This is a genomic window from Arthrobacter sp. Rue61a (genome assembly GCF_000294695.2).
Classification (GTDB): domain Bacteria; phylum Actinomycetota; class Actinomycetes; order Actinomycetales; family Micrococcaceae; genus Arthrobacter; species Arthrobacter aurescens_A.
In genome coordinates this window covers 340,123-362,807 of sequence record NC_018531.1, presented here as the reverse complement: position 1 = coordinate 362,807, position 22,685 = coordinate 340,123, and the positions used below count along the sequence as shown (strand labels likewise).

27 protein-coding genes are annotated in these 22,685 nt (G+C 63.5%); 11 read left to right on the top strand and 16 right to left on the bottom strand.

From position 1 onward, the window contains the following. The 4 genes from ARUE_RS01775 to ARUE_RS01760 all read right to left on the bottom strand — a co-directional run bounded on the left by ARUE_RS01775 (position 1) and on the right by ARUE_RS01760 (position 1,988). Entirely contained in the window at positions 1–297 is a 297-nt protein-coding gene (locus tag ARUE_RS01775; RefSeq protein WP_043469668.1) for a hypothetical protein, read from the bottom strand. Between the two features lie 139 nt (positions 298–436). Further along, positions 437–940 carry a GNAT family N-acetyltransferase gene (locus tag ARUE_RS01770; protein ID WP_014920507.1) on the bottom strand — a complete coding sequence of 168 codons (504 nt, stop codon included), beginning with the start codon at positions 938–940 and terminating at the stop codon, positions 437–439. Positions 941–943: 3 nt separating this feature from the next. Continuing rightward, positions 944–1,615 (bottom strand): O-methyltransferase, encoded by a 672-nt coding sequence (locus ARUE_RS01765; protein ID WP_011773138.1) that lies wholly within the window; start codon positions 1,613–1,615, stop codon positions 944–946. Between the two features lie 40 nt (positions 1,616–1,655). Further along, entirely contained in the window at positions 1,656–1,988 is a 333-nt protein-coding gene (locus ARUE_RS01760; protein ID WP_014920506.1) for a thiamine-binding protein, read from the bottom strand. Between the two features lie 92 nt (positions 1,989–2,080). Between ARUE_RS01760 and ARUE_RS01755 the strand changes: the two genes are divergently transcribed. Continuing rightward, on the top strand, positions 2,081–2,710 hold the full coding sequence (locus ARUE_RS01755) for a TetR/AcrR family transcriptional regulator (protein WP_014920505.1): 630 nt from the start codon (positions 2,081–2,083) through the stop codon (positions 2,708–2,710). A gap of 3 nt (positions 2,711–2,713) precedes the next feature. Here ARUE_RS01755 and ARUE_RS01750 read toward each other — a convergent pair whose 3' ends face one another. The 4 genes from ARUE_RS01750 to ARUE_RS01735 are packed head-to-tail and all read right to left on the bottom strand — an operon-like array spanning position 2,714 to position 5,151. Next, entirely contained in the window at positions 2,714–3,025 is a 312-nt protein-coding gene (locus tag ARUE_RS01750) for an AzlD domain-containing protein (RefSeq protein WP_011773136.1), read from the bottom strand. Continuing rightward, positions 3,022–3,780 carry an AzlC family ABC transporter permease gene (locus tag ARUE_RS01745; protein ID WP_011773135.1) on the bottom strand — a complete coding sequence of 253 codons (759 nt, stop codon included), beginning with the start codon at positions 3,778–3,780 and terminating at the stop codon, positions 3,022–3,024. Before ARUE_RS01745 ends, ARUE_RS01750 begins: the two co-directional genes overlap by 4 nt. Next, complete coding sequence (locus ARUE_RS01740) at positions 3,777–4,211, bottom strand: DoxX family protein (RefSeq protein ID WP_014920504.1); 435 nt, start codon at positions 4,209–4,211, stop codon at positions 3,777–3,779. The genes ARUE_RS01745 and ARUE_RS01740 overlap by 4 nt, the downstream gene beginning before the upstream one ends. A 52-nt stretch (positions 4,212–4,263) precedes the next feature. After that, positions 4,264–5,151 (bottom strand): glycerophosphodiester phosphodiesterase, encoded by an 888-nt coding sequence (locus ARUE_RS01735; protein WP_011773133.1) that lies wholly within the window; start codon positions 5,149–5,151, stop codon positions 4,264–4,266. A gap of 50 nt (positions 5,152–5,201) precedes the next feature. On the opposite strand from ARUE_RS01735, the gene ARUE_RS01730 reads away from it, so the two are divergent. The 3 genes from ARUE_RS01730 to ARUE_RS01720 are packed head-to-tail and all read left to right on the top strand — an operon-like array spanning position 5,202 to position 7,841. Beyond that, positions 5,202–6,548, top strand: coding sequence for a DUF445 domain-containing protein (locus ARUE_RS01730; RefSeq protein WP_011773132.1), 1,347 nt, complete (start codon positions 5,202–5,204; stop codon positions 6,546–6,548). 40 nt (positions 6,549–6,588) lie between these two features. Next, positions 6,589–7,017, top strand: a complete 429-nt coding sequence (locus tag ARUE_RS01725) for a VOC family protein (protein WP_011773131.1) — start codon at positions 6,589–6,591, stop codon at positions 7,015–7,017. A 14-nt stretch (positions 7,018–7,031) separates the two neighbouring features. Further along, a complete protein-coding gene (locus ARUE_RS01720) occupies positions 7,032–7,841 on the top strand; it encodes an MBL fold metallo-hydrolase (RefSeq protein ID WP_014920503.1) in 810 nt (269 codons plus the stop codon). 102 nt (positions 7,842–7,943) lie between these two features. On the opposite strand, the gene ARUE_RS01715 is transcribed toward ARUE_RS01720, so the two are convergent. The 3 genes from ARUE_RS01715 to ARUE_RS01705 are packed head-to-tail and all read right to left on the bottom strand — an operon-like array spanning position 7,944 to position 10,308. Beyond that, positions 7,944–8,735, bottom strand: a complete 792-nt coding sequence (locus ARUE_RS01715) for a 5-oxoprolinase subunit C family protein (protein ID WP_014920502.1) — start codon at positions 8,733–8,735, stop codon at positions 7,944–7,946. A 21-nt stretch (positions 8,736–8,756) separates the two neighbouring features. Next, entirely contained in the window at positions 8,757–9,506 is a 750-nt protein-coding gene (locus ARUE_RS01710) for a LamB/YcsF family protein (protein WP_011773128.1), read from the bottom strand. Continuing rightward, positions 9,490–10,308: a hypothetical protein gene (locus tag ARUE_RS01705; RefSeq protein ID WP_043469662.1), complete on the bottom strand. Its 819-nt coding sequence runs from the start codon at positions 10,306–10,308 to the stop codon at positions 9,490–9,492. Before ARUE_RS01705 ends, ARUE_RS01710 begins: the two co-directional genes overlap by 17 nt. A gap of 199 nt (positions 10,309–10,507) precedes the next feature. Between ARUE_RS01705 and ARUE_RS24420 the strand changes: the two genes are divergently transcribed. The 3 genes from ARUE_RS24420 to ARUE_RS01695 all read left to right on the top strand — a co-directional run bounded on the left by ARUE_RS24420 (position 10,508) and on the right by ARUE_RS01695 (position 12,575). Next, on the top strand, positions 10,508–10,675 hold the full coding sequence (locus ARUE_RS24420) for a hypothetical protein (protein WP_167532105.1): 168 nt from the start codon (positions 10,508–10,510) through the stop codon (positions 10,673–10,675). Positions 10,676–10,805: 130 nt separating this feature from the next. Then, entirely contained in the window at positions 10,806–12,137 is a 1,332-nt protein-coding gene (locus tag ARUE_RS01700) for an MFS transporter (RefSeq protein WP_014920500.1), read from the top strand. A gap of 30 nt (positions 12,138–12,167) precedes the next feature. Then, on the top strand, positions 12,168–12,575 hold the full coding sequence (locus ARUE_RS01695; RefSeq protein WP_011773125.1) for a DUF6855 family protein: 408 nt from the start codon (positions 12,168–12,170) through the stop codon (positions 12,573–12,575). 1 nt (position 12,576) lies between these two features. Here the strand turns inward: ARUE_RS01695 and glsA are convergent, their stop codons facing one another. Beyond that, on the bottom strand, positions 12,577–13,593 hold the full coding sequence (gene glsA, locus ARUE_RS01690) for a glutaminase A (protein ID WP_014920499.1): 1,017 nt from the start codon (positions 13,591–13,593) through the stop codon (positions 12,577–12,579). A gap of 42 nt (positions 13,594–13,635) precedes the next feature. Continuing rightward, the gene (locus ARUE_RS01685; RefSeq protein WP_011773123.1) at positions 13,636–14,007 is read right to left on the bottom strand and encodes an META domain-containing protein; all 372 of its coding nucleotides are present in this window, start codon (positions 14,005–14,007) and stop codon (positions 13,636–13,638) included. A gap of 478 nt (positions 14,008–14,485) precedes the next feature. On the opposite strand from ARUE_RS01685, the gene ARUE_RS01680 reads away from it, so the two are divergent. Further along, on the top strand, positions 14,486–14,746 hold the full coding sequence (locus ARUE_RS01680) for a hypothetical protein (RefSeq protein WP_043469659.1): 261 nt from the start codon (positions 14,486–14,488) through the stop codon (positions 14,744–14,746). 118 nt (positions 14,747–14,864) lie between these two features. Here the strand turns inward: ARUE_RS01680 and ARUE_RS01675 are convergent, their stop codons facing one another. Next, positions 14,865–15,602 (bottom strand): GAF and ANTAR domain-containing protein, encoded by a 738-nt coding sequence (locus ARUE_RS01675; protein WP_043469656.1) that lies wholly within the window; start codon positions 15,600–15,602, stop codon positions 14,865–14,867. Positions 15,603–15,743: 141 nt separating this feature from the next. Between ARUE_RS01675 and ARUE_RS01670 the strand changes: the two genes are divergently transcribed. Further along, positions 15,744–17,564 (top strand): thiamine pyrophosphate-requiring protein, encoded by a 1,821-nt coding sequence (locus ARUE_RS01670; protein WP_014920497.1) that lies wholly within the window; start codon positions 15,744–15,746, stop codon positions 17,562–17,564. Here the strand turns inward: ARUE_RS01670 and ilvD are convergent. Continuing rightward, positions 17,561–19,423 carry a dihydroxy-acid dehydratase gene (gene ilvD / locus ARUE_RS01665; RefSeq protein WP_043469653.1) on the bottom strand — a complete coding sequence of 621 codons (1,863 nt, stop codon included), beginning with the start codon at positions 19,421–19,423 and terminating at the stop codon, positions 17,561–17,563. The genes ARUE_RS01670 and ilvD overlap by 4 nt on opposite strands. 86 nt (positions 19,424–19,509) lie before the next feature. Here ilvD and ARUE_RS01660 point away from each other — a divergent pair, with 86 nt between their 5' ends. Next, positions 19,510–20,337, top strand: coding sequence for a helix-turn-helix transcriptional regulator (locus ARUE_RS01660; protein ID WP_014920495.1), 828 nt, complete (start codon positions 19,510–19,512; stop codon positions 20,335–20,337). Between the two features lie 2 nt (positions 20,338–20,339). Here the strand turns inward: ARUE_RS01660 and ARUE_RS01655 are convergent, their stop codons facing one another. Then, positions 20,340–21,449, bottom strand: a complete 1,110-nt coding sequence (locus ARUE_RS01655; protein ID WP_043470938.1) for a YhaZ family DNA alkylation repair protein — start codon at positions 21,447–21,449, stop codon at positions 20,340–20,342. Between the two features lie 286 nt (positions 21,450–21,735). On the opposite strand from ARUE_RS01655, the gene ARUE_RS01650 reads away from it, so the two are divergent. Continuing rightward, the gene (locus ARUE_RS01650) at positions 21,736–22,632 is read left to right on the top strand and encodes an SGNH/GDSL hydrolase family protein (RefSeq protein WP_014920493.1); all 897 of its coding nucleotides are present in this window, start codon (positions 21,736–21,738) and stop codon (positions 22,630–22,632) included. Positions 22,633–22,685: the final 53 nt, after the last annotated feature.

Genomic DNA, 22,685 nt, shown 5'->3' with positions numbered 1-22,685 from the left:
TTAGCTGCCTTTTTGCTCAGCGCCGCCGTCGGCACCACCATCAGCGGGGCCTTCAGCGCCGGAGTCTGCGCCACCATCGGCACCACCATCAGCGCCACCATCGGCACCGCCGTCTGCACCGCCGTCGTGGACACCTGGGGTGCCGGCTGCGCCACCGTCAGCGGGGCCTTCAGCGCCGGAGTCTGCGCCACCGTCGGCGCCCCCGTCAGCACCGCCGTCGTGTGTGCCCGGGACGCCGGCCGCGCCGCCGTCTGCCGGGCCTTCCTGCTGGCTTGGATCCTGCTCTGGATTAGTCATGCTTCCTCCCGAGAATCTAATGGCGTAACCAGGCTCCGATTTCGGCGCCTGCTTCCCGGGCGTTCTGCACCGAGACCGCCCGTGATCACCATATCGATATGAATCATCTGTGGGAACAGCTTGCGCGCACTGAAAACCGCTAAAGCCCGACGGAGGGACGCACCATCCGATGTTCGGGCAGCGAGTACCAGGAAGGGTCGCAGAGCTGCCGTTTGCCGTCCGGTACAAAACCGTTTCGACGATAGAAAGCCTCGGCCCGGGGATTGTCATCGAGCACCCACAAGTATGCCGGCCCGTCGCCGATCAGCGCATCTACCAGCGCCTGACCTACACCCCGGCCATGGACATGCTCCAAGGTGTAGAGCATGTAAAGCTCCCGTTCGCACGGACCGTCTTCGTCCTGTCCGGGGCCTGCCGCGCCGAGGCCCACCAAGTGACCGTCGGGATCGTGTGCCAACATCCGGGTGTGCCCCGCAGCGATGAACGCCCGGTACCGTTCGATGCGGTCGGGCAGCGCAGCTTCCTGTTTCTCGAAGAACTCCGGAGGCAGGAGGTGCCCGTAGCTCTCCTTCCACGACTGGACATGCATCAGGGCCATGGCCTCGGCGTCGTCCACCGTTGCCGGGCGAATCGTGAAATCCATCCGCTACCGCACCCTGGCAATCGCGAAGCCGTCCCAGCCCTTGCTTCCTACCGTCTGGATGGCGGTGGCATCGAGGCGCGGGTCCTGGCCCATCTTTTCCAGCATGGCCACGATTCCGGGCGCATTCACCTCATCCCGCTCGGGCTCCAGGATGGCGCCGTCCCAGATAACGTTGTCCACCACGATCACGGTGCCCGGGTGGCCCAGCCTGATGGCCCAGTCGAGGTAGTTGGAGTCGTTTTCCTTGTCGGCGTCAATGAACACGAAGTCGAACGATTCCTGGCCCACCAATGTTGGAAGCGTGTCCAAGGCAGCACCTACCCTGATGTCCACCTTGTGTCCGACGCCGGCGGCATCCACGTTGGCGCGCGCCACGTCCGCGTGCTTCTGGAGGAATTCGCACGTAACTATCCTGCCGTCGTCGGGCAGTCCTTGCGCCATCCAGATGCTGCTGAACCCGGCCAAGGTTCCCACCTCCAGCACCCGCCTCGCACCGGACATCTGCACGAGCATCCGCAGCAGCTTGCCGGCGTTGGGGGCCACTTCGATGGCCGGCATGTCGGCCTCGACGGCGGATGTCAGGGCGCGCTTATGGGCAGGATCAGGACGCACGACGACGTCAGTCAGGTAATGCTCGACGTCAACCCAACCGGGCTCGGTCACGTGTTCAATCATGGGCCCCAGTCTTGCACTCACCGCAGCCCGGGGGAAGGAACTACTCCGTAGCGGAAATGGCGTCTTCGAGCCGCTCCACCTTGCCGGTCAGCTCACCGCTGTACCCGGGACGGATGTCAGCCTTGATGACCAGGGAGACGCGGCTGCCGTAGCGGCCAACTGCCTCGGTGGCGCGCTTGACGACGTCGAACACCTCGTCCCATTCGCCCTCGATGGTGGTGAACATGGAGTCCGTCTGGTTGGGCAGACCGGACTCGCGGACAATCTTGACCGCGGCAGCGACGGCGTCGTGCACGGAGGCATCAGGGGTTGGCCCCCCGTTGGCGGCGGAAGCGGGCTGGCCCGAAGGGGCGACTGAAAATGCAAGCAACATGAAATCCAGTGTTTCATGTACTGGTTTGTCATATAACAACGTACTCCCGCGTAACAACGGGCCGGCACGCCTCCATTGCTACCCTGACAAGCATGGAACAGCCCTCTGAACGCAAGCCCCTCAGGGCAGACGCCGCACGCAATGTGGACAAAATCATCACCGCCGCACGGCAGTGCTTCCGGGAACATGGCCCCGAGGTACCCCTTCAGACCATCGCCGCCACCGCTGGAGTTGGCCCCGCGACGCTGTTCCGCAACTTCTCGGACAAAGAGCAACTGGTGCTCGCAGCACTGTCACGTCAGCTCCGGTTGCACGTGGACCCGGTGGCTGAGGCTGCCCTCGACGGCATGGACGCCGCCGAAGGACTGACTAACGTCATCGACGCCGTGATGAAGGTTGCCAGCGACGACGCGAACCTTCTGGACGCCGTCGCGGGCCGACGCGGACTCCTGGTGGGCATCACCGGTGGCCTCATCGGCTCCATGGCCACTCTCCTGGAGCGCGGCCAGGGGCAAGGCTCCCTGCGACGCGACATCACCATCGAGGACATGGTCCGTTTGGTGGCCATGCTCATCGGTTCCGTGGACACCATGGAGCCGGGATCTGAAGCATGGAAGCGTCCTGTTGCGCTGATCGAGGATGCCATCCGGACGGAGCGCCCCTCCCGGCCGCTTCCGGAGCAGTCGGGCATCCCGGGGATGACTTTTACTGAGGCCGTGTAGTTCTTAGCCCCAACCCAGCAGCCGAAGCAATGCTGCAGCCGCTGCGCCTGAAATCACCACCACGAGGAACGGCGCGCGCAGCCACAGTGCGACGGCGGCAGCAACCAGGGCGCCGATGCGGGCATCGAGGACCAAGCCTTGCCCTGACGCGACGGCGTTCACCACGGTCAAGGACGCCAGCAGGCCAATGGTCATGGTGCCGGCGACGTGCATGATCCTCGGGCTTTCCAGCAGCTTGGCCGGCACGAAATAGCCCACCAGCTTGGTCAGATACGCCAGCGCACACGCAATGAGGATCCACAGCCAGAGGTTCATTTGTTGCCTCCGTGTCCGCGCTGGTGCTTCTCCGCGTAGGGATCGACGTCCGGTTCCAGTCCTTCGTCCATGCGTGCGTGGCTGAACCAGCCAATGACGCCTGCCACTACGGCGGCCACCAGGATGGGAACTCCGGAGGGAACAAACGGCACGGCCAGGATGGTGGCCAGTGCACAAGCGGCGGCGATGGCCCAAGGTTCGCGGCCCTTCAGTCGCGGCCACAGCAGAGCCAGGAACGCCGCAACGGCAGCGCCATCCAAACCCCACTGCTTGGGGTCACCCATGGCATCGCCGGCCAGAGCACCAATGGCCGTGAAAATATTCCACAGGATGAATATGCCTATTCCTGCTGTCCAGAAGCCGCGACGTTGCTCGTCGGGATCCGACTGGCCGGACGCCGTCGCCGTTGATTCATCGATGGTTACATGCGCGGAAAGGTAACGCTTCCACCCTCCGGGGCGAAGCATGGCATTGATCTGCATGCCATATATGCCGTTGCGGAGACCCAGCAGCGCACTGGCTGTCATCGCCGCCACCCCGGAGCCGCCTCCGGCCACTACGCCGATGAAGGCGAACTGCGAACCTCCGCTGAACAGGAGGAGGCTCAACACCATGGTTTGCCAGAAATCGAAACCGGACGCCACGGACAAGGCACCGAAGGACACGCCGTACAGGCCCGTGGCAATGCTCAGGGACAGCGCCACTTTGAATGCCGGAGATTCCCTGAGTCTCGTAGCGGCAGGGCTGCCGCTCATTTCCGCAGGCTCCAGGACCAGAGGATGAGCGGAATCTGAAGGGGCAGGCGGACGGTGTGGATGCTTCGTTCCGCGGCTGAGCCCTTGGGACCATAGGCACGTCGCAAGGCATCTATATGCCCCGCAAGGAATGCAGCGAACATCGCCGTAGTAGCGTCCGCAGCAACCTTACGGGTAGCAGGGATCAGAAGTCCGACGGCGGCAGTCACCTCAAGCAGTCCCGACGACGCAACCCATTCCTCGCGGGACATGACTGCCAGCGGGCCGTTCGGACGGCTGCCAGGCTCATCCTTGCGGCACAAGTAATCCGGAACCACCGGGAAATAGAACGTGGGCGTACGGAAGTGCTTCGCGGCGCTGGCCAGAAGCAGGGCGCTCAAAGCGACTGCGGAGGTGGCTTGGGTTGCTTGTGCTGACCAGCGAAAAGACATGAGACCACTCAATCACAAGCAAGGTGACCCCCAAAGCCGAGCCCACGTTGACCTAGTTGGACACCATCAGCTGCGCCAGCACCTGCGCCGGCTTGTTGGTGGTGATTTCATGGATGCCCAGGCCTTGGCACAGGGCCACGTCCTTCTCCGAATCAACGGTCCACACCCGGAAGATCCGGCCAGCCTCCAACCAGCGCTGAACGTTGCGTGCATGCTCCCTGACGTATTCAATGCCAGGGCCGGCAATTCCTACCTGACCTTCATCCAGGACGCGTTCGGCATCCAGTTGAGTTGCCCTCAAGACGTTGGCCACTGCCCCGCCGGTGAAGAAGCCCAGACCGAACTCCTGGCGGATCTCCTTCGCGGTGAAGTTGTCCACCAACTGGCAGATGTGCTTTCCGGGAACGGTCTCCAAAAGGCGTTGCACCGAGTCCGAGTCGAAGCTCATGAAGGAAACCAGGATGTTATCCAGCCGGGACTCCTCCGGCGTCCACCCTTCCTCATGAAGCAGGGCCAACACGCGCTCCTCGAGCTTGAGGCCATAGGGACTCGGGTGCTTGAGTTCAATGGCCAGGCCAATCTCGCGTCCAGCTCCCCGCAGGATGTCCAGCAAGTCGGGCAACGTCAGGAACTGATCAGACACTCCCCCGTAGGCTTCGGGAATGCGGGCGCCCTTCCATGAAGAAAAGTCCAAAGCACGGAGCTCCTCAAGGGTGTGCTCACCAACCGGACCCGTGCCGGTGGAGGTGCGGTCCAGATCGGCGTCGTGCAGCAGGACAAGATGCTGGTCCCGGGTCAGGTGCACATCGCATTCCACACCGTCGGCACCATCGGCAATGGCCTTCAGATAGGCGGCACGGGTGTGCTCGGCAAAGGCGGCACTGGCGCCGCGGTGGGCGTAGACCTTGGGCCGGCTCGGGGCGAAGTCGTCGCTAGTCATGCAGACACGTTAGCCCACCCTGCTGGACGCTCGGGGGCTACGCTGGGCTAATGCAGGTGAACTCTGAACAAATCCCAACCGAAGACGTCACCAACCCCAATTCCACGGCAGGTTCCGCACCCGCACGCGGCCGTTCCGCCGTCGTCGAACTGTCCGCTGGCGACATGGAAAAAGCGGCAGCGTTGCTCCGCATGAAACGGTTGGCCCTGGCGCTGCTGATCGCGATGGCGGTGATCTTCACGGTGGCGTTCGCGTTCCAGAAGCAGTACCCGTGGCTGGAATACGTCCGGGCGGCGGCCGAAGGCGGCATGGTGGGCGCACTGGCCGACTGGTTCGCTGTCACCGCACTGTTCAAGTACCCCATGGGTCTGAAAATCCCCCACACAGCCATCATTCCGCGTCGCAAGGACCAGATCGGTGAATCGCTCAGCGACTTCGTGGAGAGCAACTTCCTGTCCCAGGAGGTTGTGCAGGACAAGTTGGCGAGCATCGACATCGCCCGCAAGGCAGGCCGGTGGTTGTCGGCCCCAGGCGGTGCAGAGCGCGTGGCCAAGGAAGGCGGCGCGGTGATTCGAGGCGCCTTCACGGTACTGAACGACGACGACGTGCAGGCTGTCATCGAAGGCATGGTCCGCAAGCACCTGCTCACCCCGCCGTGGGGACCGCCTGTAGGCCGGATGGCCGAACGGATCTTCGCCGACGGCCACCACCACACCCTGGTTGACCTCCTGGTTGACCGTGCAGCCGACTGGGTAGATGCCAACCACGCAACTGTGAACAGGCTCGTCTCGGATCGCTCCCCTCTGTGGGTGCCGACGTTCGTGGATGGCCTGGTGGGTGACCGCGTGTACGTGGAACTCTCCAAATTTGTTCGAGCAGTACAGGCGGACCAGAACCACCAGGTGAGGCAGTCAATCGACGCCTACCTCACAGATCTGGCCCAAGACCTGCAACACGATCCCGCCATGATCGAGCGCGCCGAATCCATCAAGGCCCAAATCCTCGGCGACCCCGAGGTCCGCGAACTGGCGTCCCGCACATGGGGAACGGTGAAGAATGCGCTGCTCAACGCCGTCGACGATCCCGACAGCGAACTGAGCCAGCGTTTCAAGAGCGCCGTCCGTGACTTCGGTACGCGCCTGGTCAACGACGACGAATTGGCCGGCAAGATCAACACCTGGATTGGCGATGCCGCCGGGTACCTGGTGAACACGTACCGTTCGGACATCGCCGGCGTCATCTCCGATACCGTAGCCCGCTGGGATGCCGAGGAAACGTCCCAGAAGATCGAGCTTCAGGTGGGCAAGGATCTCCAGTACATCCGCATCAACGGAACCGTGGTGGGCGCCCTGGCCGGGTTGGCGATCTTCACCGTGGCGCATCTGCTGTTTGGCTAGACGCTAGAGCTATTCAGTCCCCCTTGGTACCTTCAAACGCATGCCTATCAAACTTGAGAACGTCGGTATCGCAGTCCGGGATCTCGAAGAAACCGTCGCCTTCTTTACGGATCTGGGCCTCACGGTCGTGGGCCGGGACACCGTCAGTGGTGAGTGGGCCGACACCGCTGTGGGGCTGGATGGCAACCACGCAAAAATCGCGGTGCTCCAAACCCCGGATGGCAATGGCCAGCTTGAGCTCTTCGAGTACATCCACCCTGACGCGATCGAGACGAACCCAACCCTTCCCAACGAGATCGGAATGCACCGCGTCGCGTTCTCGGTTGACGATATCGACCACGCCCTTGAGATCGCCGCCAAGCACGGATGCCACCCGCTCCGCGGTGTGGCGAACTATCAGGACGTTTACAAGTTGACGTATCTTCGCGGTCCCAGCGGGATCCTGGTCATGCTGGCGCAGAAACTCTAACGGGAGTCACAGCCATGCTGAAGCAAGTCGCTGAAGGCGTTCTGGTTCACGAGAGCGAGTTCATCCAGAGCAACTGCACGGTGGTACAGGGCCGGGACGGAGTGTTGCTGATCGACCCCGGCATCACGGTCAACGAGATGGCGGGCATCGCGGAGGACCTTCAGCGGTTGGGCCAACCGGTGGTGGCAGGATTCTCCACGCACCCTGATTGGGATCACGTGCTGTGGCACCCGGACTTCGGTGATCCGCCGCGGTATGGCACAGCGCGCTGCGCGGCGTCCATCCGGGGTGTCCTGTCCCAGCCGGACTGGACGGACCAAGTGGCTGAGGGACTGCCGCCGGAGTATGCCGAGCAGATTCCGATGGATCTGCTGGGGCTCATTACCGGCTTACGCGCCGGGGCGGATGAGATTCCCTGGGATGGACCCACAGTTCGCGTTCTGGAGCATCAAGCCCACGCCCCAGGCCACGCAGGACTCTTGGTCGAAGAAAGCGGCGTCCTCGTGGCCGGTGACATGCTTTCGGACACCCTGATACCGTTCCTCGACGTGGAGGCGGCTGATCCGCTCTCTGACTACCTCGAAGCGTTGCAGCAGTTCGAAGCCGCGGCCGGCGATGTTTTTGCCGTGGTCCCCGGACACGGTTCGGTGGGCGGAAGTGAGCAATTGCTGGAACGCATCAGCTTGGATCGGGCGTATGTGCAGGCCCTGCAGGATGGCCGTGATCCGCAGGACCCACGCGTAGGCCCGGCGGCACCCCTGTGTTGGATGGCCGATGTGCATTCCTGGCAACTGCAGCGGCTAGCTGAGAAACGCAGGGGCTGAGTTTTCTCATGAAGTGCCATTCTTGAGAAAATCGGCCCCTGCGATTCTCACTGTATTGACTCAGTTAACGATTGGCGCCGCATCACAGCGTTCCTTGTCGGCTCAGCCCAGCAGATGCACCATCTGCCCCGGCCTCGCTTGACCGAGCACGTCAAGGTCTTCATCGCGCACCACCGCGATCACCGGCGACTGCGAAGTGTCCGGGTGGCCAGCCAAGGCGATGACCGGCAGGCCCGACGACGGCAACAGGACAGAGCCTGATACCAGCGGTTGAGCTTGGGGTACTGGAGCGGAGGTCACGTCAAGCGGCCGGCCCACCAGCCGCGCGCCTGTGCGGTCCGACTCGGGCGAGAGAATCCACGGTTCGCTGGTCAACCGAAGCCACGTGCCGGCGTCGTCATTCTGCGCCTGAGGCCCGCGCGAAACCCTCGCAACCACTGGACGTTCGGGGTCCAAAGCGCGCCGGGCAGGATGGTTCACCTCCGGGGAACCATGATTATTGGGCCGCCCGAAGGTCAGGGCCGCTCCGGCGCGTATTGCCTCTCCTTTCGCGGCCTCTCCTTGCGCAGATATTCCGCCTTGGACCGCCAGGTAATAGCGAATACCAAACATGGCAGGGCCAAGCTCGAGCACTGCTCCCGGTGGGACGCGAACGGCTTTGTTCAGAGGAAGTTCGGTGCCGTTGAGCGTCACCATGCCTTCGGCGCCGGTGACCGCAACGGCCGAGCCCGACACGAATCTCAGCTTCAGCCCGCCCAACAGCACCTCAAGTCCGGCTGCAGAGTCCGGGTTACCCAGCAGGCCATTGGCCAGATGCATGGACGCGCGGTCCAGTACTTGCTCAGGACCGAGAACCATGGAGCTCGATCCCGGCTCCACCACTACCGCACCCATCAGGCCTCCCCGAACACAGAGTTAAGCGAACGCTTCGATCTGGACGCCGGCCTGTTCAAGGCCTTCCCTCACCGCAGCAGCCATGTTCACCGCACCGGGCGTATCGCCGTGGATGCACAACGAGTCAGCCTGTACTGGCACCACGGTTCCATCGATGGCCAGCACTTCCTTGCGCGTTGCCAGCCGCACGGCCTGGGCCACGACGGCTGCCGGGTCCTGCAGGACGGCGCCTTCCTGGGTGCGGGGCACCAGTGTTCCGTCCGGTAGGTAGGCCCGGTCCACGAACGCTTCGCGGAACACAGGGTGCCCGGATTCCTCGGCGAGCGTCAGCCACGCCGATCCCGGCAGGCCAAGCACGGGCAGCCCGGGATCGTAAGCGTGCACGGCAGCCACTACGGCTTCTGCCTGCTCAGCGTCCCGGACGATCCTGTTGTAGAGCGCACCGTGGGGCTTCACGTAATCCACCGATGCTCCCACCGCGTGGGCCATGCCGTCCAGGGCGCCAAGTTGGTAGAGAACGTCGCCGAACAACTCGTCAAAGGTCATGTCCAGTGAGCGCCGGCCGAAGCCTGCGAGGTCCCGGTAGCCCACATGGGCACCGACACGGACATCCAGTTCGAACGCCGCACGGCAGCTGTCCAGCATGGTGAGGGGATCACCGGCGTGGAAGCCGCAGGCCACGTTGGCGCTGCTCACGATGCGGAACATCGAGGCGTCGTCTCCCATGGTCCAAGAGCCGAAAGACTCCCCGAGGTCAGCGTTCAGGTCCACTGTTACCGCCTTCCAGCGTTGGGTTGTTCAAAACATTCTTTGGAGCGTTCGGAAGCAGTTCGCCAGGAACAGTGTCCGGCAGCGGGCCGAACGCTTCCTTGGCAGTGGACACCACTGCACGGCCCATCATCAGGTTGCCTGCACCACCTACCACCGCGCCGACGCCGAACGGCAGAGCGCGGCCCAGGAACGCGGTCCCTTGCCGCTTGAGGAGGTTCTTCAGGAACGCGCGTTGGATGGAATCGCGGATGACACCGAAGCCACTTCCGGGAATTTTCTTGGTAAGCGTCCGACCCCACGCATTGGTCACGCCCTTGCTGCGCCCCAGCGACTGCCCACTCAGGGCACCCAGCATGGACGTGCCTTCCTCGCCCAGCATGATGGCCATGACCATGGTCTGCGCGCGGACAGGGTCAGTCAGCCGGATGCCGTGCAACTCCGCCAATGACGACGCATACAGCGCGGTGGTCTCCAGGAAGCCCACGGTTGCGAGCGCGGAAAGTCCCAGCGATGCCGCGGTTCCGATACCAGGCACGACGGCGGTGACGCCCACCGCTGCACCCCCGCCGGAGATGGCCAGCAGGTAGTGGCGCTCCAGTTTGGCGGCCAGCTGCGCCGGTGAATCATGGGGGTGCCTGCGTTGAAGCCTGCGAAGGTTGGCCAGGACCAGGGGTCGCTGGACTTCGACAGCCCTCAGAAGCACATTGTGCACTCCGGGCTTGGCGTTGCCTTCGGCGTCAAACACTGCGTTGTGGGCTGTTTCCTGGGCGATCTTCACCGCCGGGTTGGGGCGCTTGGGCATCTTCACATCTCCTTGGCAGTTAGTCGTTTCACGGGGAACTGCTTGCTTCAGCCTATGCCACGCCCCCGCCTTGCGAGAGCCGTTCATGGGCGTATGTGGACAGTATTCCGCGCAGAGCGGAGCCCACAACGGGCGCGCCTCGGCGTAGACTTGGATGCACTCACGGAAGCAGTCCATGCAAGGACAGGGAGTATCCGTAATGAAGGCGACAAACAAAACCGAGCATGTCATCCGACACCACACCGACGCTCCGGCGGAGGGTGAAACGGAAGGCTGGGTTTCGCACGATACCGGCATCCACAGCCAGGACGCAGCTGAAGGTCCGGACATCGACGACGACGACGTGCCGCCGTCGGGCGCTTCATAACTTAGATTCCTCCCGGACTTCGTTCCGGTCAGCCGGCCACCGCGCCAGCGCAAGGGGCAGAGCGCCAGCGCAAGGTGCAGAGCGCCAGCGCACCTTCCACAGCGTCAACCCCCCGGTTTAGGCTAGTGGGATGGCCTCGTTGAGAGCGCTGCGGCCCTTTGCACACCGCGAATTCCGGGTGCTGATTTCTGCGCTGTCCATCTCCATCTTTGGATCCGGCATGTGGGCAGTGGCGATGGTCTATGAGGTGATCCACCTTGGTGGCGGCCCGCTGGAACTGTCCTTGGTTGCCACCGCGGCCAGCATCGGACTGGTGGGCTTTGTGCTGGCGGGCGGCATCGCGGCCGACCGTTTCCCGCAAAGGCTCCTGATCATCGCAGTGGAGGGCGCCAACCTGGCAGTCATCGCCACCATCACGGCACTTGCCATGTTCAATGTCCTTCAACTGTGGCATCTGGCCATCGGCGCGTTCGTTCTAGGTGTGGGCCAGGCGTTCTTCTTCCCCGCCTACTCGGCCATGCTTCCGCGCATCCTCCCTGCCGACGACCTTCTGGCCGCTAATGGCCTGGAAGGAACCGTGCGGCCGGTATTGCAGCAGGCGGCCGGTCCGGCTCTCGCGGGGATCTTGGTGGCGGTGCTGTCCCCGGCCCATGCCGTGGCTGGTGTGGCTGTGTGTCATTTGCTGGCGTTCGGGATCGTGAACCTCCTGAGCCGTCAACCGCCTGATGATCCCGGCTTGGCTGACACTGGTCCGGACACTGCTGTTACGGGCGCTCCGGCCTCGCGCAAGTCCTCCCTCTTTAAGGATCTCCGGGAGGGATTCAGCTACACCATCCGCACACCTTGGCTTCTTTGGACCCTGATTTGGGCTTGCCTGTCCGTGCTGTTCCTGATCGGACCCATCGAGGTCCTGCTGCCGTTCGTTGTCCGCGATCAGTTGGGTGGCGATTCCCGGACGTTCGGTTTTCTGCTGGCTGTCATGGGGGTGGGAAGTGCCGCCGCTGCGCTGGCCACTGCAACGGTCCGCCTCCCCCGGCGCTACCTGACGGTGATGGTGGTGACGTGGGGACTGGGCAGCCTGCCGGTAGCTGCGATCGGATTCATGGACAACTTTTGGGTGCTCGGTGCCGCCATGCTGATCTTCGGTGCCACCGAAGGAGTCGGCATGGTGATCTGGGGGACGCTGCTGCAACGGCGAGTGCCACGGCATTTGCTGGGCCGCATATCGAGCCTGGACTTCTTCGTTTCGCTGGCCCTGATGCCGGTATCCATGGCACTCGCCGGACCTGTTGCCGAGGTGGTTCCCATCTGGGTCATCTTCTTCGTCGCCGGTTTGGTGTGTCCCATCATGGCTTTTGTGGCTCTCTTTGCGGCCCGGATGATGAGCGATGAGATCGAGAACCCCTTGACCTCCACCACCATGGCTTCAGAATCTGCAGACACACAACCTGACTCTGTGTAGCGTGTGCCATATCGCAGAAAGGACTCCCCCATGGCCGCTGGTACCAAAGATGATCCCTGGCAGCTCACAACTCCCCCAGGATCGTCCGACTACACCATGTACAAGGACGAAGCCGCGGATCCCCCGGCGATTGTTTGCCAAGTGGGATCCACCAAACTTCTGTACCAACTACGTGCCATTGAGGACCTGCACGCATGGCTGCTGGAGCAGGGTGATTGGGTTCCCCTCGGTGCCGCCGATGAAGGCAAGGATGCTGCCCCGGGAACAGTAGAGGCGTGGGGCCGGAGCGAGGACAACCCCGTGGGCGGTTGGTACGGACTCCGCAAGGGCTACCGGGGCCGGTTTGGAATGTACATGCCGCCGCTGCTCGAAGCCCTCGGCCTGGCTGAGCTCACCCACGAGAAGCGGAACAACACCATGCGGGCTATCGCCAAGTAGCTCAATAACCGCGGCTTTCACTCGGTGCGTACGCTTGGGACGCGAAGATATTCAAGCCCAGGACGCGGGAGAGATACGCGGTGGCCTGTTGGCCGCGGACGCTGTTCCCCGCGGGATCGAGCCGTGGTGAAAAGGCTCCGATTCCGGCTTTGCCGGGCGAGACCGTGAGCAGTCCGCCGGACACTCCGGACTTACCTGGGAGCCCGATCTCAAACAGCCATTCCCCTGACCTTTCATACAGCCCGTTGGCCGCAAGAACCGCGAGGGTGTCCCGGCATACTTCGGCTGAAACCACCCTCTTGCCAGTGACCGGGTTGACCCCGCCATCGGCAAGTGTGGCGCCCATGATGGCCAGATCGCGGGCGCTGACCCGCAGTGAGCATTGCTTGGTGTAGACGTCCACCACTTCCAGCGGGTCGCGCCCGATCCTGCCGTAGCTTTCCAAGAGCCGAGCAATGGCGCGGTTGCGGGTGTTGGTGGCAGCCTCGGACCGGTAGACCTCCTCATCCAGCATCAAGTCCCGGCCTGCGAAAGCGGATAGTCCTGAGTGTATGGCGTCCCACTGCTTGTCAGGCGCACTCCCGGGCATCAGGGCCGTGGTGGCCAGCGCACCGGCATTCACCATGGGGTTCATGGGGTGCCCGTCATTGAGCTCGATGGCAATCACGGAGTTGAACGCGAGGCCGGTGTTGTTCACCCCCACTAGGTCAGCCATGGCCGCATGCCCGAATTCCTCGCAGACCAAGGCATACACGAAGGCCTTGGAGATGGATTGAATGGAAAACTCCACGTCGGCATCGCCGGTCACATGCACTCCACCGTCCACTTCCACCACACAGACGCCGAAGAGTTCAGGATCGGCTTGGGCCAAGACAGGAATGTAATCCGCAACCGCACCGTCCTTGCACCCACGATTCCGGTCATGAGAGGCGGCTACCAGCGAATCAACCTGCTCCCAGCCCGGCAGTGTTCCCGTGGAAACTGACTGTTCCACGCCCTCAACATTTGAATTCACCACATGTGCCCCCCGGATCCGTCGAAATACTTCTACTGAGGACCGCTATTTGCCCGCGAGCGTGCCGATCTGGGCTCCCCCTTGACCGAACACCGCCAGCTTTCCGTCTTCCTGGATCTTTGCTGTGGCGGCATTGGAAAGCCACGTGTCAACACCCTCGCAGGCCATCCGGGTGGACGCGAAACCTCCGAACGCGATAGTTTTCCCGTCCTCTGTCCAGGACCCCATGAGCCTGTTGCAGCCGTCGGTTCCAGACACACTGCCATCTGACTTTAGGTCAAGGGAGGGTTGCTTGGTGTCGCTGGTGTCACCCCACACACCGACGAAAGGACTGGTGCCGCTTCCCGCGCAGCCGGCCAGAAGGGCTGCCGCAACGAACGCCAGGGAAACAGTGCGGAAAATGCGAGTCTGCGCCATGCGGTCAGCTTAGGTCTAGTTCTCCAAGATTCACCAGAGTTCGGACAGCTCTGCCTGCCACCATCTGTTGGCGTTCACATGATCGTGCGGTCGGTCGCGACTCAGACGACCGACCGCACTAGCCCGTTTACGCAGCGATGGCGCCCCGGGCGGGCCCCAGAACCCGCCACACCCATCGCTGCTAACTCCGCCGATGAACCGCAACGCAGCCGAAAAGGGCAACGGCGCAGTACGCGGTTCAACGACATGGGCACTGGATAGGTGCTTTGACCTGCGAAAACGTGACGCGGAGTTGGGAGAATTATTTTCTGCCACTGCTTTTCTGATACTTCACGGCGAGTGCCCGGCCCTGTCCGAGGGGTTCGAGCCGCAGACATCCACCAGAATCGCCTCCTTAATCGCCGACACTTTTCCCCCTCTCAGAACACTCATGAGTAGTAAGAGAAAATGAGCAACTGACGCCTCGCAGGAGCAAATCGTGAAGTTACCCCTAGGTCTCGCCGTCCCAGCATTCACGGAGGCTTCGGACATCCACCTTCTGATAATGGTCGGCTTGGTCTTCTTGACTGGAGTCGCAGGGGCGGCCACCGTTAGCTTGCTCCTGCTGCTTGCACCACTGGCCACACTGTTCCTGGGGCGCAACAAGCCCGGCAGGAAGACCGACGTGAAGCAAAAGAAGACCGACGGCGGTGCGACGCGCCTGCCGCCGCCGCTCACCCTTGGCGACGAGGCTGCTTAAGGTCAGCTGCCGCCGTCGTGGGTTACTCGCGGCTGGCCCGGCGTCACAGCACCAGCCTGGAACTTTGGCCCGAGGACCGGCGTCCTCGGGCCGCGCGAGCGTGGGCAGATTGTGGAGTTCAGTCCTCGAAGCGCAGATGATTGTCGGAGCCGCCCGTGAGGTGGGCGATGATGTCCGATGCAACGGCGTGAAGTTTCTTGTTTCTGTGGCTTGAGGCCTTGGTGAGAAACTCGAACGCCTCGTCCTGGCTGCAACGGTTCTGGGCCATGATGACTCCGCAGGCGAGGTCGATGACTGTTCTGGAGGACATGGCCGTTTTCAGGTCGGCGTTGAGCTGCTCCACGGTTTCGATTCTGATGGCCAGGCGCAATGTACTCCCGGCAACGTCAGCGAACGCGGCGGCTTCAGCAATCACGGCCTCCGTGAAGGTACCTGCTGTGGGTGCGAAGAAGTTGATGACCGCTTGGGATGTTTCACCCAAGTCCATGGGTACCCCCAAGGCACTGTGGATGCCTTCAGCCGCCAAGGCGGCGCTGTAACGCGGCCAGTTGGTGTCGGTGGCAACATCAGCCAGCAGCACCGGATGGCCAACATCCAAGGCTTCCAGGCAGGGACCTTCCCCAAGTCCCTGTTCAATCATGTCCAGTTGAACTGCCCTCTCGCTGCTGCCGGCGACGGTGGCGGTTCGCTTGCGCCGGCGCAAGGTCAGGGCGCAGTCGATGTTCTCGCCGGCCACCTTGCTCATCGCATCGCAGGCGAAGCCGGTCACACCGTTCAGGATCCCGTGGATGTCGGAGCTGCCAACCACCAGCTCGTGCAGGCTTCTGATGTGTTCGGCACTTCCGGTGGTTTCCATGAGCCTAATGGTAGGAAGTGTTCCGCTTTCCGTCACCCATTGCCGGGAAACCGGCCCAACGCACCTACCGCCCGCGTGCCGCATAACTAAGCATGCTTACTATGGTCCAGGCGGTACACAACTACTGACGAGGAGCCAGGCATGACCCAGCGAACGGTTTCGGACCTCATTGCCGAACGCCTCCAAGCGTGGGGCGTTGAGCGCGTCTTCGGTTACAGCGGTGATGGCATCAACGGTTTCATGGGCGCCCTCAGCCGCGCCGAAGACAAGATCGAGTTTGTCCAGGCGAGGCACGAGGAAGCAGCGGCTTTCATGGCGGTGGGGCATGGCAAGTACACGGGCGGCGTCGGCGTCGTGACATCCACCCAAGGCCCCGGCGCCGTCCATCTGCTCAACGGCCTCTACGACGCCAAGATGGACAGCGTCCCGGTGGTGGCCATCATCGGCCAGCAGAGCACCACGGTCCTGGGCTCGGCTTACATGCAGGAGATTGACCTGCTGACGCTCTTCAAGGATGTCGCAGCCCAGTTCGCACAGTTGGCGAGCTCACCCGAGCAGGTCCCCATGCTGATCGATCGCGCGTTCCGCACGGCACTGGAGACCCGGTCCCCTTGCGTTGTCATTGTGCCCCACGATATCCAGACCGCCGAAGCCCCCGAGCTCAAGCAGGAACACGGAATAGTGGTTACCGCTCCCGTCTGGCATCCGGCACGGGTCATGCCCCGCGAGGAAGAGCTGGATGCCGCAGCGGACATCCTCGCCACAGGTGAACGGATCGCGCTGTTCGTTGGGCAAGGTGCCCGTGGAGCTCAAGAAGAAGTTGCGGCGCTGGCCGAAAAGCTCGACGCCGGAATCACCACCAGCCTGCTCGGCAAGCCTTACGTCGACGAGACCCTCCCTTTTTCTGTCGGCACCATGGGCCACCTCGGCACGACTGCCAGTGCGTTTCTGCTCGAGAACTGCGACACCCTGCTCATCCTCGGGTCCAACGATCCCTGGACCGAGTTCTACCCGAAGCCCGGCACCGCCAAGGCTGTGCAAATCGACATCGATGGCCGCAAGATCGCCAACCGATACCCCGTTGAGGTGGGCTTGGTGGGCGACGCGGCAGAGACCCTGACCGCACTGAACCAGCGCCTGGCATCACGAAACCAGCCATCACGCACCCAGTGGCGTTCCGACGTCGAAGACCAAGTCCGCGCGTGGCGTCGCCTTTCAGAGGAGCGCGCCAATGTCCCCGCCGAGCCCGTGAATCCGGAACTGGTGGTGCGGGAGCTCAACGGCCGGCTCCCCGACAACGCCCAGGTGAGTATCGACGTCGGCAGTTGCGTTTACTGGTACGCCCGCCAGTTGATCCTTCCGCGCGGAGTCCCGGCTCACCTGAGCGGCACGCTCGCCAGCATGGGATGTGCCATCCCCTACGGGTTGGCGGCGAAGCTCGCGCATCCTGACCAGCCGTTGGTAGCGCTGGCCGGGGATGGCGGCATGCAGATGCTGGGCGTCGCGGAACTCATCACGGTGGCGCACCGCTGGCGCGACTGGACGGACCCCCGCTTCGTCGTCTGCGTTTTCAACAACCGAGACCTCGCCGAGGTTTCCTGGGAACAGCGCGAGACCGAAGCCGAGCCCAGGTTCACCGCTAGCCAGGAAATCCCCGACTTCCCCTACGCGGCCTATGCGGAGCTGCTGGGCTTGGCGGGAATCCGGGTGGAAGACCCCGCCAAGCTCGGCGACGCTTGGGACTACGCTTTGTCCGCGGATCGTCCGGCTGTCATTGAAGTCCTGACCGATCCCGACATCCCGCTACTCCCGCCCTTCCCTGCCGGAGCAGAGAAGTTGGAGGGCATGCGCTCCGCGCTCGCCCAAGAAGGCGCCGAAGGTGAGCACGCCCGCCAACTACTGGACATCTATGCGGAGGGTGAGTCCCGGCTGCGGGACTCTCAAGGCAAGCAGCAGCCTTAGAGGTTTTCCACCAGGGAGACGTCACGTACAGCACCCTTGTCCGCGGACAGTGCCATGGCGGCGTAAGCGCGCAGGGCAGGAGAGACCTGGCGGTCACGGTTCTTGGGCTTGTAGCCGCCATTGACTTCCAGTTTTTCGCGGCGTTCGGCGAGGATCTCGTCGGAGACCTGCAAATTGAGGGAGCGTGTAGTGATGTCGATGCTGATGATGTCGCCGTTTTCCACCAGTGCGATGGCGCCGCCCGAGGCAGCCTCCGGGGAGATGTGCCCGATCGACAGGCCGGAGGTTCCGCCGGAGAAGCGGCCGTCCGTGATGAGGGCGCACTTCTTGCCCAGGCCGCGGCCCTTGAGGAAGCTCGTTGGGTACAGCATTTCCTGCATGCCCGGGCCGCCCCTGGGGCCTTCGTAGCGGATGACCACCACGTCGCCTTCCTTGACCGTCTTGTTGAGGATCTTTTCCACGGCTTCGTCCTGAGACTCGCACACAACTGCCGGGCCTTCGAAGATCCAGATGGACTCGTCCACGCCTGCGGTCTTCACCACGGCGCCGTCCACTGCCACGTTGCCGCGCAGCACAGCCAGGCCGCCGTCCTTGGAGAAGGCGTGCTCCACGGAACGGATGCAGCCGCCCTCCGCGTCGGTGTCCAGGGAGGTCCACTCGTTCGACTGCGAAAACGCGGTGGAAGAGCGGACGCCACCGGGAGCCGCGTGCCACAGCGCCTGTGCTTCCTCGGTGGCCTTGCCGCCGCGGATGTCCCAGTCGTCCAACCACCCGTCCAGGTCCGCGGAGTGCACGGAGTGGACGTTCTTGTGCAGGAGGCCGCCGCGGTTCAGCTCACCCAGCAATGCGGGGATGCCACCGGCGCGGTGCACGTCCTCCATGTAGTAGGTCTTGTTCCCGGCGACGTTCGGGGCCACCTTGGCCAGGCAGGGCACCTGGCGGGACTTGGCATCCATCTCGGCCAGGCCGTACTCCACCCCGGCTTCCTGGGCCGCAGCCAGCAGGTGGAGGATGGTGTTGGTGGAGCCGCCCATGGAGATGTCCAGGGCCATGGCGTTGTCAAAGGCCTCAGCGGTGGCGATGGAGCGCGGCAGCACGGAGTGGTCGTCGCCGTCGTAATAGCGCTTGACGAGCTCGACGACGGTGGCGCCGGCTTTCTCGTACAGCGCCTTACGCGCGGTGTGGGTCGCCAGAACGGAGCCGTTGCCCGGCAGGGCGAGGCCGATGGCCTCGGCGAGGCAGTTCATGGAGTTGGCGGTGAACATACCCGAGCAGGAACCACAGGTGGGGCAGGCGTTCTCTTCGATGAGGTTGATGTCTTCATCGGAGATGGATTCGTCCACCGCGTCGGCAATCGCGTTCACCAGGTCAAGGGAGCGCACGGAGCCGTCGGTCAGGGTCACGCGGCCGGCCTCCATGGGGCCGCCGGAAACGAACACCACGGGGATGTTCAGGCGCAGGGCGGCCATGAGCATGCCCGGGGTGATCTTGTCGCAGTTGGAGATGCACACCAACGCATCGGCGCAGTGTGCGTTGACCATGTACTCAACGGAGTCGGCGATCAGGTCACGGGACGGCAGCGAGTAGAGCATGCCGGAGTGGCCCATGGCGATGCCGTCGTCCACGGCGATGGTGTTGAATTCGCGCGGCACAGCGCCTGCGGCGAGGATCGCGTCGGAGACGATCCGGCCCACAGGGGCGAGGTGGGTGTGGCCGGGGACGAATTCGGTGAAGGAGTTGGCCACGGCGATGATCGGCTTGCCGATGTCCGTGTTAGCGACGCCGGAGGCGCGCAGCAGTGCGCGTGCGCCAGCCATGTTGCGGCCGTGGGTAACTGTTCGTGAGCGTAGTGCAGGCATGAATACCATCCTGCTGTTGTTCTACGGCGGGTGGAAGACGGTGTGGCTACTAGTAGTGAAAGTACCAGAGTAATAGTGTTGGATGCGTGAAAGATGAGAGGCGTAAGGAACTGGGGCTTTTCCTCCGGACCCGCCGCACCCAGGCCCTGCGTTCGGACTACGGCCTGCCGCCGGTAGGCCGATCCCGCGAGCGCGGCCTCCGCCGGGAAGAGATCGCGTTCCTCTCAGGGGTCAGCGTCACGTGGTACACGTGGCTTGAGCAGGGCCGGGATATCAGTCCGTCACGGCAGGTCCTTGAGTCCATAGCGCGGGCCCTGCACTTGTCCGATACCGGGCTGAGCTACGTGCTCTCCTTGGGCGGCTACTCGTCTGCTCCGCCTAAAGGACCGGTGGCCGCCGATGCGCCAGCCCATGTCCAGCGCCTGCTGGATGCCCTGGACCCCAACCCTTCTTATGCGCTGTCCCCGGACTGGGGCATTGCCGGCTGGAATCGCGCCTACGAAGCCCTGTACCCCAACATCGGCACCTTCAATGCCTCGGACCGGAACCTCCTGTGGCTCGTCTTCACCGATCCGTACATCCGCGACCTGCTGCCCGACTGGGACGTCACCAGCAAGAGGTTCCTGGCTGAGTTCAGGGCCGAAACAGGCCAGCGGCTGGGCGATCCCGACGTCGAATACCAAGTAGAGCGGCTCAAGGAAGCCAGTAGGGAGTTCCAGGAAAGCTGGGACAGGTACGACATCCTGGGCTTCGAATCCCGCGAGCGTCAGTTTCACCACCCGGCGGTCGGCGTACTGCAGATGGAGCACCACCAGGTGTCACCATCGGACCGGCCGGACCTGCACATCGTGGTCTACACGCCGGCGCCCGGGAGTGATGCGGGCGCGCAGATGCAGCGGCTGATGGGTGCCTGACGTCAGCCGGGCTCCTTCTTGTTCACGACGAAGTTCGCAGGCACCGATGCGATGCCATTTGCCTGGACTACCACGTAGTGCTGCCCGGGATAGTAGGTCCGGGTGGTGATGGGGCGGAAGGAGTGTTTTTTTGAGACAGTGACGGTTTCACCGGGCGCAATCCGGCGGGATGTGAGCTTGAAGGTTTTGGCGCTTACCGTGCCGTTGAAACGCTGGAAACCGATGGAATAGTCAATGGCTGCCGTGGCGGGCTGGGAGCCCTTATTCTCTATCTCCGCTGTAAATTCCACGGTTCCGTCCCACGCGATGGCCGGGTGGAGGATCCGGGGCTCCATGACCACGAGTCGGCCACCCGAGTAGCCGAGGAGTGCCAGTGCCTCGGGATTGCCTTGCTTGACCAGGGTCCTGAGTCCGTGGCGAATAACCCTTGCCGTGGTGGCATCCGGGTTCCCTGACCAGCGGCGCGCCGTGGCCACCACCAGCAGTGGATCAATCCGGCTCAGATCGTTGAGATGGTTTGCCGCGGATCGTCGAACATAATCGGCATCGTCCTGGTAGGTGGCATCGAGGATCCCCTGCGTTGCCGCTGGATTGGCCACCAGCCACGGCACTCTCTTGGCCCATGGCAGGTAGGCGCGGGAGCCCTCTGTTGCGAGTCGGCGGACGTTGTGGTCATGGTGGTTCGTCCAGCTTTGCATGGTCGCGATGGCCCGTTCCGGCCGGGCAGCGATGAGGTCGCGGATGGCGAACTCTCCCGTGAGCCGGACAGTCAGGCGGGAAAGCACCGCGAGTGCGGCGTCGAAGTCGGCGAGTGCCCCGGATTGGAGCGCCCTGCCGGTCACCACTTCGGAAACCGGCCAGAGCATCCATCCTGTAAACCGTGGGTCGTCGAGAGCCTCGAGAAAGATCCGCTCAACCGAGGAGCAGCCTGCCGGAAGGTCTTGGAGCAGCGCGTCCCTCACGATATCCACTCGTTGCCGGAGACGTTCCCCGTCAAGGGACGGGCGTGAACGCTCCAGGGTTGGCAGGTCAACGCCAGGCCCGGAGCCCATGAGGATGGACCGCAGTTCGGTCACCACACTGGAATCGATCAGCTCATCCATAGCGCCCATGTTTTCTCCTTCGCCGGTGCTGTCATCGTAGGCGATGGGAGGGACACCCAAAGCGCGCACAAAGCCGCCCACCCACCGGCGGTGCGCTGGACGCAAGCGGCCCGGGCGACACCAGCGCCGCCGACCCGACGATCATCAGCGGTCCCCTGCCCGCCGTCGTCGAATGGGCCACGGGCCGCGGCACCACAGGCGTCACCGCCGGCCACGGCGCCGTACCGGACGCACCGCAGTGGATCTAGCAAGGCCACCCATGGCGCCGCGCGTTCAGTAAGCGCACTATGGGGAGATGAACGCCCACAGTGCCAACGGAATGGCGCAGGGCGGTTCCGGTAGCTTCGGGGCTGGCCTGCACCCGTGGAGCCGTTATGTGGCTTTGGGCGATTCGTTCACCGAAGGTTTGGGCGATCCTGAACCGCGCAGCCCCGGTGGCCTCCGCGGTTGGGCGGATCGGGTTGCCGAAGAGCTGAGCACGGGTCACCAGGATTTCGCCTATGCCAACCTGGCCATCAGTGGACGGCTGCTGCACCAGATCCTGGAAGAGCAGCTGGGGCCGGCCATCGAGCTGCAACCTGATCTGATCACCCTCAACGCCGGCGGCAATGACCTGCTCTTCCACAGGAGCGATCCGGACAAACTTGCCCTTGAGTTGGATGCAGGTGTGGAAAGTCTCGCCAGGACCGGCGCCACAATCGTGCTCTTTACCGGCCCGGACTGGGGCGCTACCCCGGTGCTGGGCTTGGCCCGCGGAAAGGTGGCGATCTACAACGAGAACATCCGGGTCATTGCGGCCCGGCATGATGCCCTGATCGCGGACCTTTGGGCACTGCGCCAGCTGACGGATCCGCGCATGTGGGATGCGGACCGGCTGCATTTTTCTCCGCTGGGCCAGCACACCATTGCCATCATGGTGCTGGACACCCTCAATGTTCCGCACTCCCTGGAACCATTGACCCCGAAAGCCCTGCCCGAGCGGAACTGGCGTGAGGCACGCGCAGGTGACATGGTATGGGCTCGTGAACACCTCTTCCCGTGGGTTGTGCGTCGCCTGACACAGCGAAACGCCGGCGACGGGCGGCACCCCAAGCGCCCGGAGCCGGGCCCCGTTTTCGGAGCGGCGATGCCGCCGGGAAGCTTCGTTGGCAGCGATCCCCGCAACCTCACCGCCAAGGATGACTCCTTGTAGAACCGGACGGGAGAGACCGGACCGCAAACTGCCGGTGTATGCAGTCCGTCACC